A 20,077-nucleotide genomic window follows, 5' to 3' on the forward strand; every position below is an offset into this window, starting at 1 on the left:
CCACAGAGGAATCGTATGCAGCCGCTCAACGTCGCCATTGTTGCCGTGGAAGATTTCAGCCCGTTTCACTTCTCGGTGCCGTGCATTATTTTCAGTGACAAAGTGGCAACGAAAAAGCGTTTCGAGGTGCAACTGTGCGCCGAAAAACCGGGCATCATTTCCTCGCAGGATGGCTTCTCAATTACTGCCGCTTACGGCTATGGAGCGGTAGAGGCCGCCGACATCGTGGTGATCCCCTGGTGGAGCACCACCGCACATCGTCCACCACAAAGCTTGCTGGATGCGCTCAACCGCGCACGACAAAACGGCGCACAGATTGTCGGGCTATGTCTGGGAGCGTTTGTCCTTGGATATGCCGGCCTGCTGGATGGAAAACGGGCGGCTACGCACTGGGAGTTCGAGCAGGATTTTCAGGCGCGCTTCCCGGCGGCCCGTCTGGATATCAACGCCCTGTACGTGGATGACGACGGAATTATTACCTCGGCAGGCACCGCTGCGGCGCTGGATTGCTGTCTGTATGTCATCCGTCAGCGTTTTGGCAGCACGGTGGCGAATCAGATTGCCCGACGGATGATCGTGCCACCGCACCGCGAGGGCGGTCAGGCGCAGTTTATCGAACAACCGGTAGCGAAAAATACCCAGGATCAACGCATCAACGCCTTGCTCGACTATTTGCGCCAGCATCTCCACGAACCGCATAATCTCGACGAACTGGCACAGCGGGTGATGATGAGTCGCCGCACCCTGACCCGCCACTTTATGAAGGCCACCGGGTCGAGCGTAGCCGACTGGTTGATTACCGAGCGTCTTCGGCGTAGCCAGACGTTGCTGGAATCCAGCCCATTGCCCGTTGAGCGCATCGCCGAACAAGTTGGTTTCCAGTCGCCCGTCACCTGGCGCCAGCATTTTAAATCCCACTTTGGCGTTAGCCCGGCAGAATGGCGTAGAACCTTTCGCGGCGACTAGCTTCTTTTTTGCGCCAACCAGATGGTATGCCCGGCGCAGTGCGGATCTTCCATCACCATCTCGACCACCGTAAAGCCGTGTGCTGACAGCAATGCGCGGTATTCATCCGGCGCGAGGCTGGCGTGAAACAGCGGTTCGCCCTCAAATTCCCCCATCGCAATGCCGTTTTCCGTACCACTGGTAAACATCAGCGCGCTGCCAGGATGGCTGAGCTGGTCAAAAATCGGGAACATCTTTTGCTGATCCGGTTGGGTTAAATGGAAAAAGCTGTCCCAGGCGATCAGTCCGTCGAATGTCTCGTTAAGCGCCAGCTCGCGCATATCCTGCTCCAGCCAGCGCTGTGCGGGGAAAGAGTGCCGCGCCCGCGCCAGCATTTCCGGGGAACCATCAACGCCCGTCAGCTGAAAGCCTTGCTGGATAAAATAATCCGCAATCGGCTGACCATTGCCGCAGCCAATATCCACAATGCAGCCCTGCCCGCCCATTACGGTAATGAACTTGTCCAGCCAGCTTTTCTCAAACAAGGCGCGAGAGCGCTGGCTGGCAAAAGCCTCCGCATGGCGTCGGTAGATGGACAAAATATTATTTGCCGCAGAGTCGCTCACGATGTCCTCACTTTTTATTCCGTTCAGCATCACGACGATAAATCCTCCAGCACACAATCCGCAACCCTGGAATGCGCCTCGCATAACCCATGCGTAAATACCCCAAAACCTTCCCGCTGTGGCATCATAGCGCGCAGATAACGTCATGACAGGGGTGATAAACGTGAAACCGGTAACGCTATACGATGTGGCAGACCATGCAGGTGTCTCTTACCAGACCGTCTCTCGCGTCGTGAATCAGGCCAGCCACGTTTCCGCAAAAACCCGACAGAAAGTTGAGGCCGCGATGGCGGAGCTCAATTACATCCCCAACCGCGTCGCACAGCAGTTGGCAGGTAAACAGACGCCGCTAATTGGCGTCGTGACGGCGAACCTTGCCCTGCATGCCCCCTCGCAAATCGTGGCCGCCATAAAATCCCGCGCCGACCAGTCCGGTGCCAGCGTGGTGATCGCCATGGTCGAGCGTAGCGGCGTTGAGGCATGTAAAGCCGCCGTCCACAACCTGCTTTCTCAACGCGTAACCGGACTTATCATCAACTATCCGCTGGATGAAGAAGATGCCATTGCCGTGGCCACCGCCTGCGGTACGGTGCCGGTACTGTTTCTCGATGTCTCTGACCAGACACCGATTAACAGCGTGATTTTCTCCCATGACGACGGCGCACGCCTCGGCGTTGAACATCTGGTACAGCATGGACATCAGCGGATTGCCCTGCTGAGCGGGCCGCATACTTCAGTGTCGGCAAGGCTTCGCCATACGGGGTGGCATAAATATCTGGCGCACTACCAGCTAAAACCCGTCGCGGAGCTGGAAGGCGACTGGAGCGCGATGTCCGGTTTTCAGCAAACGCTGCATATGCTTAATGACGGCAACCTCCCCACCGCCATGCTGGTCGCTAATGATCAAATGGCGCTAGGCGCGATGCGTGCAATCAGCGAGTTCGGTCTGCGGGTGGCGGTGGATATCTCGGTGATCGGCTACGATGACACCGAAGACAGCGCCTGCTACATTCCACCGCTGACTACCATCAGGCAGGATTTTCCGTTATTGGGTGAAACCAGCGTCGACAGGCTGCTGCAACTTCCCCGTGGTGAATCAACCGTTGGCAATCAATTACTGCCCGTCACCCTGGTTAAGCGCCAAACAGTTCTGCCACCCGATACACAGACCACCTCGCCCCAGGCGCTGGCCGATTCACTGATCCAGCTTGCGCGGCAAGTTTCTCAGCTCACCCCCAAATTGTGAACGCGTAACAATTGTGTGAGTCAGTTCACTCATTGAACGCCCCATCCTTTACAGTTGGGATCGCTTATCCGTATTTTGATTGAAATTGTGAGCGAATAACAAATTCAAACAGGATACCGTTATGAACCTGAACACAGATTCACTCTCCGCTGTTCTGAAACGTCGCGACTGGGAAAATCCCGGCGTTACGCAGCTCAACCGCCTGGAGGCGCACCCACCGTTCTGTAGCTGGCGTTCAGCAGATGACGCGCGTACTAATCAGCACTCGACTCAGTTACGCTCGCTGAATGGCCAGTGGCAATTTGCCTGGTTTCCCGCGCCAGAGGCAGTGCCGGAAAGCTGGCTGACAAGCGATCTGCCCCAGGCTGACATTATCAACGTCCCCTCTAACTGGCAGATGGACGGCTACGACGCCCCAATTTATACCAATGTCACCTATCCGATTCCGGTTAACCCCCCGTACGTTCCGGCACAGAACCCGACAGGATGTTACTCGCTCACATTCAATATTGACGATGCATGGTTAGATGAGGGTCAGACGCGCATTATTTTTGACGGCGTGAACTCCGCATTTCATTTGTGGTGCAACGGCCGCTGGGTGGGATACGGACAGGACAGCCGCCTGCCATCTGAATTCGATCTTAGCGATTATCTGCTGCACGGCGAAAACCGTCTGGCGGTGATGGTGCTGCGCTGGAGCGATGGCAGCTATCTGGAAGACCAGGATATGTGGCGCATGAGCGGTATTTTTCGCGACGTATCTTTACTACATAAGCCTACAACGCAAATTCGCGACCTGCGCATTAATACCCGTTTTAACGACGACTTCAGCCGCGCTGCGCTGACAGTGGAAGTCAGAGTGGCGGGCAACGCGAGCGAAGATTTACGCGTAGCCCTTCAATTGTGGGAGGGAGAAACGCTCACAACCGAAACGACTTCTCCACTCGGCAGCGAGATTATTGATGAACGCGGTGCTTATCATGACCGGGTTACCCTGCGTCTGAACGTCGAACACCCGGCGCTGTGGAGTGCCGAAACACCCAATCTGTACCGTGCCGTTGTGCAGTTACGCACCGCGGACGGAGCGCTGATTGAAGCGGAAGCCTATGACGTCGGCTTTCGTCAGGTTTGCATTGAAAACGGACTGCTGTTACTCAATGGTAAGCCACTGTTGATTCGCGGCACCAACCGTCATGAGCACCATCCGGTCAATGGTCAGGTTATGGACGAAGAAACGATGGTGCAGGATATTCTGTTGATGAAGCAGAACAACTTTAACGCCGTGCGCTGCTCGCATTACCCGAACCATCCGTTATGGTACACGCTGTGCGATCGCTACGGGCTGTACGTGGTGGACGAAGCCAACATTGAAACCCATGGCATGGTGCCGATGAATCGCCTCACTGACGATCCCGCGTGGTTGCCAGCCATGAGCCAGCGCGTTACGCGCATGGTACAGCGCGATCGCAACCATCCGAGCATTATCATCTGGTCTCTGGGCAATGAATCCGGTCATGGGGTCAATCACGACGCGCTCTACCGCTGGATAAAATCAGAAGACCCGTCACGCCCGGTACAATATGAAGGCGGCGGCGCAAATACTACGGCGACTGACATCATTTGCCCGATGTATGCCCGCGTCGATCAGGATCAGCCCTTCCCCGCCGTACCCAAATGGTCGATTAAAAAGTGGCTGTCGATGCCCGGCGAGCAACGTCCACTGATCCTTTGCGAATACGCCCACGCCATGGGCAACAGTTTTGGCGGCTTCGCCAAATACTGGCAAGCGTTCCGTCAATATCCGCGCCTGCAAGGCGGCTTTGTCTGGGACTGGGTGGATCAGTCGCTGATTAAATATGATGAAAACGGCAAGGCATGGTCCGCCTACGGTGGTGATTTTGGCGACACACCTAACGATCGTCAGTTTTGCATGAACGGACTGGTGTTCGCCGATCGCACCCCACACCCGGCGTTATATGAGGCCAAACATGAACAGCAGTTTTTCCAGTTCACGTTACTGCCGGGCGCTGAACGCCAGATTGAAGTGACCAGCGAATATCTGTTCCGCCGCAGCGATAACGAAGTTCTGCACTGGTCGATCGCCCAGGATGGCAACCCGCTAGCCGCCGGAGAAATCGTTCTGGATATCGCTCCACAGGGTCGCCAGGTGATTACCCTGCCAGATGTCCCGATGCCGAAAACCGCAGGTCAGGTGTGGCTGACGGTACGCGTAGAACAACCTCAGGCAACTGCGTGGTCAGACGCCGGGCACATCAGCGCCTGGCAGCAATGGAAGCTTCAAGAGAAACTCAGCCTGCCGCAACTGCCAACTGCCCACATCGCGCCACAGCTTAACGCTAGCGAAAACGTCTTTACTGTTGAGAGCGGCAACAAGCGCTGGCAATTCGACCGTCAGTCTGGCCTGCTGGCACAGTACTGGATTGGCGATACAGCCCAACTGTTAACTCCGCTAACCGATCAGTTCATCCGTGCCCCACTGGACAACGACATCGGCGTGAGCGAGTCAACCCGCATCGACCCTAACGCCTGGGTCGAACGCTGGAAGTCTGCCGGTCATTATCAGGTCGAGGCAACGTTACTGCACTGTGCAGCCGACACGCTGAGCAATGCGGTTCTGATTACCACCGAACATGTGTGGCAGTATCAGGGTGAAACGCTGTTCATCAGCCGAAAAAGCTACCGTATTGACGGCAAGGGTGAAATGCAGATAACGGTGGATGTCAACGTCGCCAGCGACACGCCGCATCCGGCCCGTATCGGTCTGAGCTGCCAGTTGACGCAGGTCGCTGAGCGGGTGAACTGGTTAGGTCTTGGCCCGCATGAGAACTACCCGGACAGGCTGAGCGCCGCCTGTTTCGACCGTTGGGATTTATCGCTCGATGAAATGTACACGCCGTATGTTTTTCCAAGTGAAAACGGTCTGCGCTGCGGCACGCGAGAACTGCACTACGGCGCGCACCAGTGGCGCGGAGACTTCCTGTTCAACATCAGCCGCTTTAGCCAGCAGCAATTGATGGAAACCAGCCACCGCCATCTGCTGCAACCGGAAGCGGGTAGCTGGCTCAATATTGATGGCTTCCATATGGGCGTCGGTGGCGATGATTCGTGGAGTCCTTCGGTATCACCGGAATTTCTACTGAGCGCAGGGCGTTACCACTACCAGGTTATCTGGGGTTAAACATAATAAAGGGTAGGTCGCAACCTGCCCTTATTTTGCCTAAGGAAGTCCATTATGTATTATTTAAAGAACACGAACTTTTGGATGTTTGGCTTTTTTTTCTTCTTTTATTTTTTCATTATGGGTGCATATTTCCCCTTCTTCCCTATCTGGTTACACGATGTAAACCACATCAGTAAAGGGGATACGGGAATTATTTTCGCCTGTATTTCGCTATTTTCATTATTGTTCCAGCCGGTTTTTGGGCTGCTTTCCGATAAGCTTGGTCTGCGTAAACACCTGCTGTGGGTGATTACCGGAATGCTGGTGATGTTTGCCCCGTTCTTTATTTACGTCTTTGGCCCGTTGTTACAGGTTAATATTTTACTGGGGTCGATTGTCGGTGGAATTTACCTTGGTTTTATTTACAATGCCGGTGCCCCGGCGATTGAAGCCTATATTGAAAAGGCCAGCCGCCGAAGCAACTTTGAATTTGGTCGCGCGCGTATGTTCGGTTGCGTGGGCTGGGCGCTGTGCGCCTCGATTGCCGGAATTATGTTCACCATCAACAACCAGTTTGTCTTCTGGTTAGGTTCTGGCTGCGCGGTGATCCTGGCATTGCTGCTGCTCTTTTCAAAAACCGATGCGCCCTCTTCTGCAAAAGTCGCGGATGCGGTAGGCGCCAACAACTCGGCATTCAGCCTGAAGCTGGCGCTGGAGTTATTCAAACAGCCGAAGCTCTGGTTCCTCTCTCTGTACGTGGTCGGCGTGTCCTGTACTTATGACGTGTTTGACCAGCAGTTCGCCAACTTCTTTACCTCGTTCTTTGCCACCGGCGAACAAGGCACCCGAGTGTTTGGCTACGTCACGACCATGGGGGAATTACTCAATGCCTCAATCATGTTCTTTGCGCCGCTGATTGTGAATCGCATCGGCGGTAAGAACGCTCTGCTGCTGGCGGGGATGATTATGTCGGTGCGGATCATCGGCTCCTCCTTTGCCACCTCTGCGCTGGAGGTCGTTATTCTCAAAACGTTGCATATGTTTGAGATACCGTTCCTGATCGTCGGTTGCTTCAAATACATCACCAGTCAGTTTGAAGTGCGTTTCTCGGCGACGATTTATCTGGTGTGTTTCTGCTTCTTCAAGCAGTTAGCCATGATTTTCATGTCAGTCCTGGCTGGAAAAATGTATGAGAGTATTGGTTTCCAAGGGGCTTATCTGGTACTGGGAATAATTGCGCTGAGCTTCACCCTGATTTCCGTCTTTACCCTTAGCGGGCCCGGGCCATTTTCCCGCGTTTTCACTCAAACAAGCAAACAAGTCTGAAGACGAATGACAATAAAGGAATAGCTGCGATGAGCATGTCTATGAGAGACAGAATAAAAGCAGGCAGATTGTATACCGATATGTGCGAAGGGCTGCCGGAAGAGAGATTGCGCGGAAAAGAGTTGATGTATGAATTTAACCACACGCGTCCATCGGAGATTAAAAAGAGGGAAAAACTGATTCGTGAAATGTTTGCCACCGTGGGAGAGAATGCGTGGATCGAGCCCCCGATTTATTTCTCTTACGGCAGCAATATTCACATTGGCAAAAACTTCTACGCCAATTTTAACTTTACCATTGTGGATGATTACACGGTCAGCATTGGCAATAACGTATTAATTGCGCCAAACGTCACCATCTCAGTAACAGGTCACCCTGTTCATCATGAATTAAGGCAATCCGGAGAGATGTTTTCCTTTCCGGTCACCATCGGCAATAACGTATGGATTGGCAGTAATGTGGTCATTAATCCAGGCATAACGATTGGCGATAATTCCGTGATTGGCGCGGGGAGCGTCGTCACAAAAGACATTCCGGCAAATGTCGTGGCCGTGGGGATTCCCTGTCGGGTTATCCGCGAGATAAATGACAGAGATAAGCAATATTATTATAAAAACTATAAATTAGAACATGCTCTTTGATACCGGGCATAAGAGCCGAATGGTGCCGCATTGCGACTCATCCGGCTACCAGTTGTGCCGTTTGTAGGCCCGGTGAGCTTCGCGCCACCGGGCCTGGTCAAAACAGCTATTCCTCGATAGCCTGACGGATTTGCTGCAACGACGCGGGATCGTCAATGGTCGTCAGATCGCCGGGATCGCGGCCTTCGCAGATCGCCTGGATCGTCCGTCTGAGCATTTTACCGGAACGTGTTTTCGGCAGTTGCGATACAAACCAGACGTGCGCCGGGCGGCCAAAATTGCCAATCTGGCTGTCCACCAGCGCCATAATCGCCTTCTCTTCGGAATGCGCGATGTCGCTGTCTTCCAGGCTGTCGCCCTGTTTTGGAATGACAAACGCCACCGCCACCTGCCCTTTAAGCGCATCCTTCACGCCGACCACCGCCACTTCCGCAACGTTCGGATAGCTGGAAATACTCTCCTCGATCTCTCGCGTACCGAGTCGGTGTCCAGCCACATTTATTACGTCATCCGTACGTCCCAGAATGAAGTAATAGCCATCGGCGTCGCGAATGCCCCAGTCAAAGGTGGCGTACACCTGGCGAGAAAACAGCGACCAGTAGGTATTCACAAACCGCGCGTCATCGCCCCAGATGGTCTGGATACAGCCCGGCGGCAGCGGGCCTTCAATCACCAACATGCCCTTTTCGTTCGCCGCACAGGGTTCACCAGTGACTTCATTGAGCAGTTGTACGTTGTAGCCGTACATCGGCACCCCAGGACTGCCCAGACGCGACGGCCTGTCGTCCAGCCCGCGGGCAATCGCCATAATTGGCCAGCCGGATTCGGTCTGCCAGTAGTTGTCGATAACCGGGACACCCAGCGTTTCCGTTACCCAACTGGCAGTTGGTTCGTCCAGCGGTTCCCCCGCCAGATACAGCACCTCCAGCGAGGAGAGATCGTGATTGCGGATTTGCGCGGTCGGGAATTTCTTCAGCACGCGGATAGCTGTCGGGGCCGAGAACATCCTACTGACCTGATACTTCTCAACAATTTTCCACCACACGCCGCAGTCCGGGTACGTTGGCAGCCCTTCATAAACTACCGTCGCCATCCCCGCCAGCAGCGGGGCATACACGATATAGGAATGTCCAACTACCCAACCGATATCCGACGCGCAAAAGAACACGCCGCCCGCTTTACCACCGAAAATGGTATCCATCGAGGTCGCCAGCGCCACCGCGTAACCGCCAACATCGCGTTGCACGCCTTTCGGTTTACCGGTTGTCCCGGAGGTATAGAGAATGCAGGAAGTTTCGTTCGATTCCAGCCAGGTCACCGGCACCCGCGCCCCGAGATGCTGTTGATGCAGGGTAGCAAAGTCGAGGTCACGCCTCTCGACCCGCGCCATTTTCGCCAGACCACGATCGACCAGCACCACATGACGCGGCTGGTGATGCGCCTGTGCGATCGCATCATCAAGCAGCTTTTTATACGGCAGGATCTTGCCCCCACGCGCCCCGGCATCCGCCGAGACGATAACCACCGGCCGGGCGTCGTCGATGCGCGCTGCCACGCTGTGTGAAGCAAACCCACCGAACACTACCGAATGAATTGCCCCAATGCGCGCGCAGGCCAGCAGCGTAATGTGCGCCTCGGCGATCATCGGCATATACACCAGCACCCGATCGCCACGCTGTACGCCCAGCGACAGCAGCATTGCCGCCGCGACGTTCACTTCGTCATACAGCTGACGAAAGGTAAACGTGCGCTCTTCTTCGGTTTCGGATGACACCGCAATCAGCGCCAGCGCCTCGGGCTGTTTCTCCAGCCAACGGTCGATGGCGTTATGGCACAGATTGGTCATGCCGCCGCAAAACCAGCGGGCAAACGGCGGGTTGCTGTGATCCAGTACCTGCGTATACGGCTGCTGCCAGTCAATACGCTGGGCCTGCTCGGCCCAGAACGACTCCGGTTGCGTTATAGAACGTTGATAAAACTCGCTATAAGACATAATGCTCTCCTGTTGAACTTACGCCTTGCTGCACGCTGGTTTAAATAATGAAGAGATCCATATACTCATTGACCGGCATCTGCTCCAGGCGAGTTCTGTCCAGGGAGACATCCAGAATGCGCTGCTGCTGTCGGGTCGGGAACTGACGCGCCAGGTTGATTTTGAACTTCTCGACCAGCTTCGGTATGCCGTCAGTACGACGACGCGCGTGGCCGATTGGGTACTCCACCACCACTTCTTCAAAGCGTGAACCGTCGGTGAACTCCAGAGTGATGGCGTTGGCGATGGCGCGTTTTTCCGGATCGTGGTAATCAGCGGTAAAAGCCGGATCTTCGAAGCAGTTGATCTTCTCGCGCAGGGCATCAATGCGTTTGTCCTGCGCCACGCCATCTTCGTAATCTGCCGCCGTTAAGCGCCCGAACAGCAGCGGAATGGCAACCATATACTGGATACAGTGATCCCTGTCCGCCGGATTATTCAGCGGGCCTTTTTTGTCGATGATGCGGATACAGGCTTCATGCGTGCGAATAGTGACTTTTTCGATATCCGCCGCCGTTTTACCTGCGGCCTGTAGCTGCTCGTACAACGTCATTGCCGCTTCTACCGCGGTCTGCGAGTGGAACTCTGCCGGGAAGGAGATTTTAAACAGCACGTTTTCCATCACATAAGAGCCGTACGGGCGCTGGAAGCGGAACGATTCGCCTTTGAAAGAGACATCGTAAAAGCCCCAGGTTTTCGCCGTCAGCGCGGACGGATACCCCATCTCACCGGTTTTCGCCATCAATGCCAGACGTACCGCGCGTGAGGTCGCATCGCCTGCTGCCCAGGATTTACGCGTACCGGTATTTGGCGCATGGCGATAAGTACGCAGCGACTGCCCGTCGACCCACGCCAGCGACACGGCGTTGAGAATTTCATCCCGGTTCAGCCCGAGCATCTCAGCGACCACCGCCGTGGAGGCCACTTTTACCAGCAGGACGTGATCGAGACCAACGCGATTAAACGAGTTTTCCAGCGCGATACAGCCCTGAATCTCATGAGCTTTGATCATGCCGGTCAGCACTTTTTTCATGGTCAACGGCGCTTTCCCCACCGCCACCGCATTGCGTGACAGCCAGTCAGCCGTGGCCAAAATACCGCCGAGGTTATCGGAAGGATGACCCCACTCAGCGGCGAGCCAAGTATCGTTAAAATCCAGCCAGCGGATCATCGCGCCGATGTTAAACGCCGCCTGCACCGGGTCGAGCTGGAACTGGGTGCCAGGTACGCGTACGCCGTTCGGCACCACTGTACCTGGGACGACCGGTCCCAGCAGTTTTTTACAGGCCGGATATTCCAGCGCTTCCAGGCCGCAGCCTAATGTATCAAGCAGGCAATAATGCGCGGTGTCATACGCCACCTTCGAGGTGATCTCGTAGTTCATGACGTAATCAACGATATCAACGATTTCACGGTCAAATTCCGGGCGGACGTTCGAAATATGTGCGGACATAGGGTACATTTCCTGTTTTTTATCTTTAGAGGTTTTTGAATTAGCAACGTTTTTCAATCGGGACAAATTCGCGATCTTCCGGGCCGGTGTAATTGGCGGAAGGACGGATAATTTTGTTGTCCTGACGCTGTTCGATGATGTGCGCCGCCCAGCCGGTGACGCGGGCGATGACAAACAGCGGGGTGAACATTTCAGTGGGGACGCCCATCATGTTGTAGGAGACCGCCGAGAACCAGTCGAGGTTGGGGAACATCTTTTTCGTTTCCCACATCACGTCTTCCAGACGGTCGGCAATGTTGTACATTTTCAGCGAACCGCCTTCCTGAGAAAGCTGTTTCGCCACGCGCTTGATCACCTGATGGCGCGGGTCAGCGATGGTGTAAACCGGATGACCAAAACCAATCACCACTTCTTTGTTTTCCACGCGTTTACGGATATCCGCTTCGGCTTCGTCCGGCGTTTCGTAGCGCTGTTGGATCTCCAGCGACACTTCATTCGCTCCGCCGTGTTTCGGACCACGCAGTGCGCCAATCGCGCCGATAATCGCGGAATACATATCGGAGCCGGTCCCGGCAATCACGCGGCTGGTAAAGGTGGAGGCGTTAAATTCGTGCTCGGCGTACAGCACCAGCGAAATATGCATCGCTTTTTCCCAGCTTCGCGACGGCTTTTCGCCATGCAGCAGGTGCAAGAAGTGACCGCCAATAGAATCATCGTCAGTTTCTGGCTGAATACGCTCGCCGTTATGGCTATAGTGATACCAGTACAAAAGGATTGAACTGAGCGACGCCAGTAGCTTGTCGGCGATATCGCGCGCACCGGAGACGGTATGACCTTCTTTTTCCGGCAGCGTACAGCCCAGCGCGGAGACGCCGGTGCGCATCACATCCATCGGATGCGAGGCGGCTGGCAGCGCTTCCAGCACGGTGCGCACGTTAGCCGGCAGTCCGCGCAGCGCTTTGAGTTTGCTTTTATAGGCGGTGAGTTCATCGCGGGTGGGTAATTTCCCGTGGATCAGCAGATGTGCGACTTCTTCAAATTCGCACTGCTGCGCCAGGTCGAGAATATCGTAACCGCGATAGTGCAGGTCGTTACCGCTTTTGCCTACGGTACACAGCGCGGTATTTCCGGCGGCAACGCCTGACAGCGCAACCGATTTTTTAGGTTTAATGACATGGGTACTATTTTGCAGGATCGTTGTGTCGCTCATGTTGTCCTCGTCATTTTTATAATATGTAGGGTACAAATTTATTGCCGGATGGCGGCTGTGCCTTATCCGGCCTAAGACGGTTACTTTTTGCTATACAACGCGTCGAGTTTCTCTTCGAACTGGTAATAATTGATGCTTTCGTACAGTTCGTTGCGCGTCTGCATAATGTCGATCACGCTCTTCTGCGTTCCTTCCTGGCGCAGCACGTTGTAAACCTTTTCCGCAGCGCGGTTCATGGCGCGAAAGGCCGATAACGGATACAACGCCATCGCAACGTTCGCGCTACGCAATTCATCGGTGGTGAACAGCGGCGTAGCGCCAAATTCAGTAATGTTGGCGAGGATCGGCACCTGCACCGCGTCGGCAAACTGGCGGTACATCGCAAGCTCGGTGATGGCTTCCGGAAACAGCATGTCCGCGCCGGCTTCGACGTACGCTTGGGCACGATCGATGGCCGCCTCTAACCCTTCCACTGCCAACGCATCGGTCCGCGCCATGATGACAAAGTTGGGGTCGGTACGTGCATCCACCGCAGCGCGGATCCTGTCGACCATCTCTTCTTTAGAGACGATCGCTTTGTTCGGGCGATGGCCGCAGCGCTTGGCGCCGATCTGATCTTCAATATGCAGCGCGGCAGCCCCAGCTTTGGAAATCGACTTCACGGTACGCGCCACATTGAACGCTGACGATCCAAACCCGATATCCGCATCCACCAGCAAGGGCAGCGGGCAAACATCAGTAATGCGACGAATATCGGTCAGCACATCATCAAGGGTAGAAATACCGAGATCCGGCAGCCCTAACGACCCTGCCGCCACACCGCCGCCGGAGAGATAAATCGCCTGATACCCGGCGCGTTGGGCCAGCAGAGCGTGATTGGCGTTGATGGTGCCAACGATTTGTAATGGATTTTCTTTAGTGAGCGCAGCGCGAAACGCCAGCCCTGGGGAGTGTTGAGACATATCCCGTCCTCTTGTTATCAACTTGTTAGCATTCGTTGATTTACCTAAAGCAAGGGATATGCCAAAGACCTTAATTTTTAATTAATTTATATATTCACCTTCAAAAACAATAGATTAAAATAAATTCCTGTATCTTTGTTGTACAAAAGCGTGTCAGCTATCGTTTCATGAAACCGACCTTAACGTTTCATTGCAACATTTATGAAACACGACTAAACCCATTATTGGGTTCCTTACTTTTTTGGGTTGGTTATGGCTGATAGGCATCTTCCGCCGCGGGTGAACGACGACAAACCGGTTATCTGGACGGTTTCTGTCACCCGTCTGTTCGAACTGTTTCGCGACATCAGCCTGGAGTTCGACCACCTGGCAACCATCACCCCTATTCAGTTGGGTTTTGAAAAAGCGGTGACGTATATCCGAAAGAAGCTGGCCACCGAGCGTTGCGATGCCATCATTGCGGCAGGCTCCAACGGGGCGTATCTGAAAAGCCGTCTATCGATCCCGGTTATTCTGATTAAACCCAGCGGGTTTGACGTGCTACAGGCGCTGGCAAAAGCAGGTAAGCTCACCTCGTCGATTGGTGTCATTACCTATCAGGAAACTATCCCTGCGCTTCTCGCCTTTCAAAAGACCTTCAATTTGCAACTTGAACAGCGCAGCTATATCACCGAAGAAGATGCTCGTGGACAAATCAACGAACTGAAGGCCAGCGGTACACAAGCGGTAGTCGGCGCGGGGTTGATTACTGACCTGGCTGAAGAAGCAGGCATGACCGGCATCTTTATCTATTCGGCGGCCACCGTGCGCCAGGCCTTTGTTGATGCACTCGATATGACGCGTCTGACGCTGCACAGAAACGGTCAGTACGCGTCCGGCGATACGCTACGTACCCGCTATGCGCTGGGGGATATGCGCGGCCACTCTGCGCAAATGGAACAGGTGCGGCACACTATTATGCTTTACGCCCGCTCCCGCGCCCCGGTGCTGATTCAGGGCGAAACCGGCACCGGTAAAGAGCTGGCGGCGCAGGCCATTCATCGTGAGTTTTTCACCCGTCAGGAGAATCGGCGCGGTAAACCTTCGCCGCCGTTTGTCGCCGTCAACTGCGGGGCCATCACCGAATCACTACTGGAAGCGGAACTGTTCGGCTATGAGGATGGCGCCTTTACCGGCTCCCGTCGGGGAGGACGCGCGGGCCTGTTTGAAATCGCCCACGGCGGAACGCTGTTTCTTGATGAGATAGGCGAAATGCCGCTGCCGTTACAAACCCGACTGCTGCGCGTGTTGGAAGAAAAAGAGGTTACCCGGGTTGGGGGACATCAGCCGATTCCGGTCGATGTACGGGTGATCAGCGCCACGCACTGCAACCTGGAGCAGGAGATGAAACAGGGTGAGTTTCGCACCGATCTGTTTTATCGCCTGAGCATATTACGCCTCACGCTGCCGCCGCTACGCGAGCGCTTACCCGATATCCTGCCGTTGGCGGAAGGTTTTTTAAAACAGTCGCTGGCGGATCTGGACGTGCCGTTTTCTGAGTCTGTGCGCAAGGGGCTGAGTCTGAGTCAGCCGACGTTACTGAATTATGGCTGGCCGGGAAATATCCGCGAACTGCGTAATATGATGGAGCGCCTTGCGTTGTTCTTAAGCGTCGAGCCACAGCCGGAACTAAACATACAATTTTTGCAGCAGCTGTTACCAGAACTGGCCGCTGCGGCTGACACGCCACAGGTATCCTCAGCGCTGACGCCGCAGCAGGTACTGGCGCAATTTAATGGTGATAAAACTGCGGCCGCGCGATATCTCGGGGTAAGCCGAACCACATTCTGGCGTAGATTAAAAGAAAACCCGCCAGCACAATGACCGACGGGAGTCGTGATTTTTACAGCAGCGTATTATTTTTTCTTGTAGATATTGGCTGTGCCATGGATTTTATTATCCGTTTGACCGGAAGTTAATACCACAACATCGGCACCTTTCTGTTCGGCTTTCTTCAGCAGTTCTTCTTTGGCATCTGCGACAGAAACTTCATTACTCGTTGAGATATCACCGATTTTTGTGTACTGCGACTCAACCTTTTCAAACTCAAGTTTTGTCATAAATTCTGCGGCATATGCGTTGGTCACGACAAAAGCTAATGCACCAATAAGTACTTTAATTCCAGTTTTCATAGACGAGCTCCAGGTTTTGTTATGATGCCATCATCCATCCCTGAACATGAGATAACGCGATTCAAGGATGATTAATAACTAGTCCAAACTGGATAAAAAATCCACACTCAGCAGAAATATATAGAAATTTTGTGGCGCAGATAAAACTGCGCCATCGAGTATCAGCACATCAACTTGTTCAAAGTTTCAATAGCCAGTGTGAGTTGATCCTCAGAACAGCCCGCTCGCTGAAATTATAGTGTTAACTTTATGAATATTTGAGGAATGGTTGTCTATGGAACCGCTACATGCCGTCGTGCTCACCGTCAGCCTGTTTGTTTTAACCTTTTTTAATCCCGGCGCGAACCTGTTTGTGGTGGTGCAAACCAGCCTGGCGTCAGGGCGGCGTGCGGGGGTGATGACCGGTATGGGTGTGGCCCTAGGCGATGCATTCTACTCCGGCCTTGGGCTGTTTGGCATGGCGACGCTTATCACCCAGTGTGAAGAGATTTTTTCGTTGATAAAGATTGTTGGCGGAGCCTATCTACTATGGTTTGCCTGGAATAGCATTCGCCATCAGGCGACACCGCAAATGCCAACGTTACAGCAGCCGCTTTCCGCCCCGTGGTATGTGTTTTTCCGCCGTGGGTTATTAACGGATTTATCTAATCCGCAAACCGTACTGTTTTTTATTAGTATCTTCTCGGTCACCTTAAGCGCAGACACGCCAACGTGGGCCAGGCTGATGGCCTGGGCTGGTATTGTGTTGTCTTCCATTATCTGGCGTATTTTTCTCAGCCAGGCATTTTCGTTACCCGCTGTACGCCGTGCATATGGCCGAATCCAACGCGTTGCCAGTCGGGTGATTGGCGCAATTATTGGTATCTTCGCGCTCAGGCTTATTTATGAAGGTATTAGCCATCGATAAGAGAGTTTAACTTGACCATCGTGAGGTAATTGTCCGTAATACCGCCTGAATTTTTTAATCGTATTTTGAGTGGTTGTGAGATGGAACAAGTTGATCCGGTAAACGACACATTACTCCTTACAGAATGGCAGGCGCTGTTACGTCAAACATCTCCAGAAGTTCATTCGCTCCTGATGTCATTAAGCGATGAGGAGATTCGTCATTTAGTAACCGTTTTTTATGACTATATGCTCTCCCACGCGGAGAGCGCATTGTTCCTCAATACAGAGCAAGTCAGCACCCGCCTCAGCGGCAGCATGTTTGACTGGCTGCGCAGTGTCCTTGGTAGCGCGCATGAAGATCTCTCACAACTCCTGGCCAAACAGCGCAAAATTGGCGTGGTGCATGCCCGTATTGGTCTGCCCATCGATCTGGTGAACCGCGGCGCGCGTAAACTGAAAGATGAATTGTATCGGGTCCTGAAAAACAAAGCGCATGACTCACCCGCCCTGCTGAGCGATGCCATCTGTTTCAGCAGCCTGGCAATGGACACGGCGCTGGAGGCCATGACGGTCTCCTATTCCCCCAGTTTTCAAAACTCAATGCATACGCAGGAGCAGTACCGCCTGCAGACTATTTACGATGACGTTAACGTCGAGCGCGAGCGGCAAATCCGTTCATTTACCGACTGGGAAAACCAGTTTATCTATAACATCGCCACCGGAATGCCTTTCGGTGAGATGGTGCTTCTGGCGAATTCTGATTTCGGTATGTGGTTCTCACACAAGGGAAAACACATTCTCGGCAGCAGCAATCTGTTGAAAAAGATGGAATCACTGATTACAGAGATCGACAGCCGTCTGACAACCACCCTGTCGCATCAGCATCAGCCGACAGAATCTGAGCGGATGAGCTTATTGCAGGATATTCGCCAGCTATCGGCACAAATCCATTTCCTGCTCGCCTCAATGTTTGACGCGCTGGTTAAGCAGGAAAATGGTAAGGACTCACTGACTCAGTTGCTTAACCGGCGTTTTATTCCAACGATTATGCGCCGTGAGATTTCGCTGGCGTTGCATACGCGTAAGCCTTTTACCCTGGCAATGCTGGATATTGACTACTTTAAGCAAATCAACGACAGCTACGGACATAACACCGGCGATCAGACGCTCAAAAACGTTGCAGCGATCATATATGATCATATCCGCAGCAGCGATTACGTATTCCGCTATGGTGGCGAAGAATTTATGATTCTGCTCGTCGAGTCTGACAAATCGCAGGCCAGTATTATTCTGGAAACACTGCGCATGAAGATTGCCGAGATGCGCATGACAACCTCAGCAACAGAGTCATTTTCTATTACCGTCAGTATTGGTATTGCCGAATATGACTATCATCCCGACTATAAACAGTTGGTTGATAAAGCCGATCGCGCACTATATCTGGCAAAAAGCAATGGCCGCGACCGCGTTGAGGTTTACCATGAATGACCGTTATCATTCGCTTAATAAGATGCAAATCAAATACATCATATCTGAGTCGCGTTAGCATATCCCTGAGCTAACCCCGCTGAATGTAAGTGGGAAAATATGAGGGAATGTAGAAGACCATGAACGGGAAGAAGAGAATGCGCTGGCAGCGCCGTCCAGGCACAAGCGGGGGCAAACTGCCGTGGAATGACTGGCGCAACGCCAGCAGCTGGCGAAAAGCCACCCAGTTTCTGCTGCTGGCTATCAATATTTATATAGGTGTAACGTTCTGGTACTGGGTTCGCTATTTTGAAACCGCCGGTAACAGCGTCTATATATCAAGACCCGGCGGTATTGAGGGATGGCTGCCGATAGCGGGCTTGATGAATATCCGTTACACGCTGGAGACTGGTTTTCTTCCGCCCATCCATGCCGCCTCTATGCTGCTGTTAGTTGCGTTTATCCTGATTAGCCTGTTGTTAAAAAAAGCTTTTTGTTCGTGGTTGTGCCCAGTGGGCACGCTTTCCGAATTGCTCGGGAAACTGGGAAAAAAAGTATTTGGTCGTCACTTCACGCTACCGCGCTGGCTGGATATCCCGCTGCTCAGCCTGAAGTATCTGCTGCTGAGTTTCTTCCTGTATATCGCCCTGTCGATGTCTGCTCAGGGGATCCAATATTTTCTGACGTCGGCCTATGGCATCATTATCGATGTGAAGATGCTCGATTTCTTTCGCCATATTGGCTCCGCCACGCTCATCTTCGTAGGAGGTATCAGCGTCCTGAGCCTGTTTATTCGCAACGCCTGGTGTCGTTATCTGTGCCCTTACGGCGCGCTGCTTGGTCTGTTTTCGCTGCTCTCGCCGTTTAAAATCCGCCGCAACGCTGACAGTTGCATCGACTGCGGGAAATGCGCGAAAAACTGCCCGTCGAATATCCCGGTCGACAAGCTGATTCAGGTGCGTACCGTGGAATGCACGGGATGCATGACCTGTGTTGAATCCTGCCCGGTGGCCTCGACACTGACCATGTCACTGAAAACACCACCTGGCGCGCAATCAGGGCACAGTGCAGCGTCTAAACCATGGTGGCGACAAGGTAGGTTATCAGGGTGGACAATGACGCTACTGCTGCTCGGTATTCTGTTTGCCGCCGTAGGCTATGCGATGTATGCCAATGTCTGGCAGACGCCGGTGCCGGATCATATGTATTTCCAGTTGATCCCGAAGGCCAAAATGATCGGCCATTAATTCTTCACCGTATGCTCAAAAACCCTGCCAATTCTGGCAGGGTTTGCCGCCTGATACGCCATTTTAAGACTTTTGAACTTGTCCCCCCGCCTCCCCGTTTATACAACCTTAAATATCGCCCGTAATAGCTGTTATGGGTGACCGGGACCACAATAATGAACGGGACAACATCATGACTAAACTAAAACTGGCGCTGCTATTACCTCTGTTTCTGGCGGGTTGTACGATGAGCGACGGAGAATTAAGAAATGCTTATACTCAGCATTATCAGCAACCCGCCGCGTATGTCGATATCTATAAGCAGAAAATAGCCGGGATGGATATTAATGCGCTGGCGCAATATGCCGCCGCAGAAGATAAGAAAAAAATGCGTGGGCAGCCAAGACTAAAGATCGACGAATTCATTACCATTGAGAACGTGCAGGCAAAAGGAAATCGAGTGGTCTACGATTACTCGCTGTCCGAGAGCTGGCTGGCGCTGTCTGCAGATAAACAGCGCGAGAAGCAAAGCAATATGAATAAAGACCTTATCTACCGTACCTGCTCGCTGGAAACGGTACGTCTGGCGCAGGCGAAAGGGTTGGAAGAAGAACATAACTATTACAGCCAGTACCCAGATAAAGTCGCCTTTACTCTGAGAACCAGCGCGCAGATTTGTATGCAAAACGGTTTTACGCAATAA

At 53.3% G+C, this 20,077-nt stretch carries 16 protein-coding genes; 10 read left to right on the top strand and 6 right to left on the bottom strand.

Annotated features, from left to right (window positions below; genetic code table 11):
* Positions 1-15 precede the first annotated feature (15 nt).
* Positions 16-966: a GlxA family transcriptional regulator gene (locus ACU8YC_RS11755; RefSeq protein WP_446895357.1), complete on the top strand. Its 951-nt coding sequence runs from the start codon at positions 16-18 to the stop codon at positions 964-966.
* Here the strand turns inward: ACU8YC_RS11755 and ACU8YC_RS11760 are convergent.
* The gene (locus ACU8YC_RS11760) at positions 963-1,571 is read right to left on the bottom strand and encodes a class I SAM-dependent DNA methyltransferase (RefSeq protein ID WP_151224825.1); all 609 of its coding nucleotides are present in this window, start codon (positions 1,569-1,571) and stop codon (positions 963-965) included. The genes ACU8YC_RS11755 and ACU8YC_RS11760 overlap by 4 nt on opposite strands.
* Positions 1,572-1,734: 163 nt before the next feature.
* Between ACU8YC_RS11760 and ACU8YC_RS11765 the strand changes: the two genes are divergently transcribed.
* The 4 genes from ACU8YC_RS11765 (at position 1,735) to lacA (ending at position 7,965) form a co-directional block, all read left to right on the top strand.
* Entirely contained in the window at positions 1,735-2,817 is a 1,083-nt protein-coding gene (locus tag ACU8YC_RS11765; protein WP_151224824.1) for a LacI family DNA-binding transcriptional regulator, read from the top strand.
* A 121-nt stretch (positions 2,818-2,938) separates the two neighbouring features.
* Positions 2,939-6,016, top strand: coding sequence for a beta-galactosidase (locus tag ACU8YC_RS11770; RefSeq protein ID WP_446895358.1), 3,078 nt, complete (start codon positions 2,939-2,941; stop codon positions 6,014-6,016).
* 54 nt (positions 6,017-6,070) lie between these two features.
* The gene (locus ACU8YC_RS11775) at positions 6,071-7,324 is read left to right on the top strand and encodes an MFS transporter (RefSeq protein WP_187252955.1); all 1,254 of its coding nucleotides are present in this window, start codon (positions 6,071-6,073) and stop codon (positions 7,322-7,324) included.
* A 29-nt stretch (positions 7,325-7,353) separates the two neighbouring features.
* Complete coding sequence (gene lacA / locus ACU8YC_RS11780) at positions 7,354-7,965, top strand: galactoside O-acetyltransferase (protein WP_446895359.1); 612 nt, start codon at positions 7,354-7,356, stop codon at positions 7,963-7,965.
* Positions 7,966-8,071: 106 nt separating this feature from the next.
* Here the strand turns inward: lacA and prpE are convergent, their stop codons facing one another.
* The 4 genes from prpE to prpB form a co-directional block, all read right to left on the bottom strand.
* Positions 8,072-9,958 (bottom strand): propionate--CoA ligase, encoded by a 1,887-nt coding sequence (gene prpE / locus ACU8YC_RS11785; RefSeq protein ID WP_446895360.1) that lies wholly within the window; start codon positions 9,956-9,958, stop codon positions 8,072-8,074.
* Between the two features lie 40 nt (positions 9,959-9,998).
* Positions 9,999-11,450: a bifunctional 2-methylcitrate dehydratase/aconitate hydratase gene (locus ACU8YC_RS11790; RefSeq protein ID WP_187259338.1), complete on the bottom strand. Its 1,452-nt coding sequence runs from the start codon at positions 11,448-11,450 to the stop codon at positions 9,999-10,001.
* Between the two features lie 40 nt (positions 11,451-11,490).
* A complete protein-coding gene (gene prpC, locus ACU8YC_RS11795) occupies positions 11,491-12,660 on the bottom strand; it encodes a bifunctional 2-methylcitrate synthase/citrate synthase (RefSeq protein ID WP_003838667.1) in 1,170 nt (389 codons plus the stop codon).
* Positions 12,661-12,740: 80 nt separating this feature from the next.
* Positions 12,741-13,622: a methylisocitrate lyase gene (prpB, locus tag ACU8YC_RS11800; protein ID WP_151218557.1), complete on the bottom strand. Its 882-nt coding sequence runs from the start codon at positions 13,620-13,622 to the stop codon at positions 12,741-12,743.
* Between the two features lie 252 nt (positions 13,623-13,874).
* On the opposite strand from prpB, the gene prpR reads away from it, so the two are divergent.
* On the top strand, positions 13,875-15,485 hold the full coding sequence (gene prpR, locus ACU8YC_RS11805; protein ID WP_151224820.1) for a propionate catabolism operon regulatory protein PrpR: 1,611 nt from the start codon (positions 13,875-13,877) through the stop codon (positions 15,483-15,485).
* A 32-nt stretch (positions 15,486-15,517) separates the two neighbouring features.
* Here the strand turns inward: prpR and yahO are convergent, their stop codons facing one another.
* A complete protein-coding gene (yahO, locus tag ACU8YC_RS11810; protein WP_151218555.1) occupies positions 15,518-15,793 on the bottom strand; it encodes a DUF1471 family periplasmic protein YahO in 276 nt (91 codons plus the stop codon).
* A gap of 274 nt (positions 15,794-16,067) precedes the next feature.
* Here yahO and ACU8YC_RS11815 point away from each other — a divergent pair, with 274 nt between their 5' ends.
* From ACU8YC_RS11815 to ACU8YC_RS11830, 4 genes are all read left to right on the top strand, one after another.
* Positions 16,068-16,700, top strand: coding sequence for a LysE family transporter (locus ACU8YC_RS11815; RefSeq protein WP_210904691.1), 633 nt, complete (start codon positions 16,068-16,070; stop codon positions 16,698-16,700).
* Positions 16,701-16,780: 80 nt separating this feature from the next.
* Positions 16,781-18,169: a diguanylate cyclase gene (locus tag ACU8YC_RS11820; RefSeq protein WP_151218553.1), complete on the top strand. Its 1,389-nt coding sequence runs from the start codon at positions 16,781-16,783 to the stop codon at positions 18,167-18,169.
* 119 nt (positions 18,170-18,288) lie between these two features.
* A complete protein-coding gene (locus ACU8YC_RS11825; protein WP_446895361.1) occupies positions 18,289-19,395 on the top strand; it encodes a 4Fe-4S binding protein in 1,107 nt (368 codons plus the stop codon).
* 133 nt (positions 19,396-19,528) lie between these two features.
* A complete protein-coding gene (locus ACU8YC_RS11830) occupies positions 19,529-20,077 on the top strand; it encodes a hypothetical protein (RefSeq protein WP_187252960.1) in 549 nt (182 codons plus the stop codon).

The sequence above is a fragment of the Citrobacter sp. VF227 genome, from assembly GCF_052950715.1.

What these genes read in the sequence shown, in the direction of transcription:
- ACU8YC_RS11755 (WP_446895357.1), top strand. Translation starts at nt 16, where the DNA reads ATGCAGCCGCTCAACGTCGCCATTGTTGCCGTGGAAGATTTCAGCCCG.
- ACU8YC_RS11770 (WP_446895358.1), top strand. Translation starts at nt 2,939, where the DNA reads ATGAACCTGAACACAGATTCACTCTCCGCTGTTCTGAAACGTCGCGAC.
- ACU8YC_RS11775 (WP_187252955.1), top strand. Translation starts at nt 6,071, where the DNA reads ATGTATTATTTAAAGAACACGAACTTTTGGATGTTTGGCTTTTTTTTC.
- lacA (WP_446895359.1), top strand. Translation starts at nt 7,354, where the DNA reads ATGAGCATGTCTATGAGAGACAGAATAAAAGCAGGCAGATTGTATACC.
- prpE (WP_446895360.1), bottom strand. Translation starts at nt 9,958, where the DNA reads ATGTCTTATAGCGAGTTTTATCAACGTTCTATAACGCAACCGGAGTCG.
- ACU8YC_RS11790 (WP_187259338.1), bottom strand. Translation starts at nt 11,450, where the DNA reads ATGTCCGCACATATTTCGAACGTCCGCCCGGAATTTGACCGTGAAATC.
- prpC (WP_003838667.1), bottom strand. Translation starts at nt 12,660, where the DNA reads ATGAGCGACACAACGATCCTGCAAAATAGTACCCATGTCATTAAACCT.
- prpB (WP_151218557.1), bottom strand. Translation starts at nt 13,622, where the DNA reads ATGTCTCAACACTCCCCAGGGCTGGCGTTTCGCGCTGCGCTCACTAAA.
- prpR (WP_151224820.1), top strand. Translation starts at nt 13,875, where the DNA reads ATGGCTGATAGGCATCTTCCGCCGCGGGTGAACGACGACAAACCGGTT.
- yahO (WP_151218555.1), bottom strand. Translation starts at nt 15,793, where the DNA reads ATGAAAACTGGAATTAAAGTACTTATTGGTGCATTAGCTTTTGTCGTG.
- ACU8YC_RS11815 (WP_210904691.1), top strand. Translation starts at nt 16,068, where the DNA reads ATGGAACCGCTACATGCCGTCGTGCTCACCGTCAGCCTGTTTGTTTTA.
- ACU8YC_RS11820 (WP_151218553.1), top strand. Translation starts at nt 16,781, where the DNA reads ATGGAACAAGTTGATCCGGTAAACGACACATTACTCCTTACAGAATGG.
- ACU8YC_RS11825 (WP_446895361.1), top strand. Translation starts at nt 18,289, where the DNA reads ATGAACGGGAAGAAGAGAATGCGCTGGCAGCGCCGTCCAGGCACAAGC.
- ACU8YC_RS11830 (WP_187252960.1), top strand. Translation starts at nt 19,529, where the DNA reads ATGGGTGACCGGGACCACAATAATGAACGGGACAACATCATGACTAAA.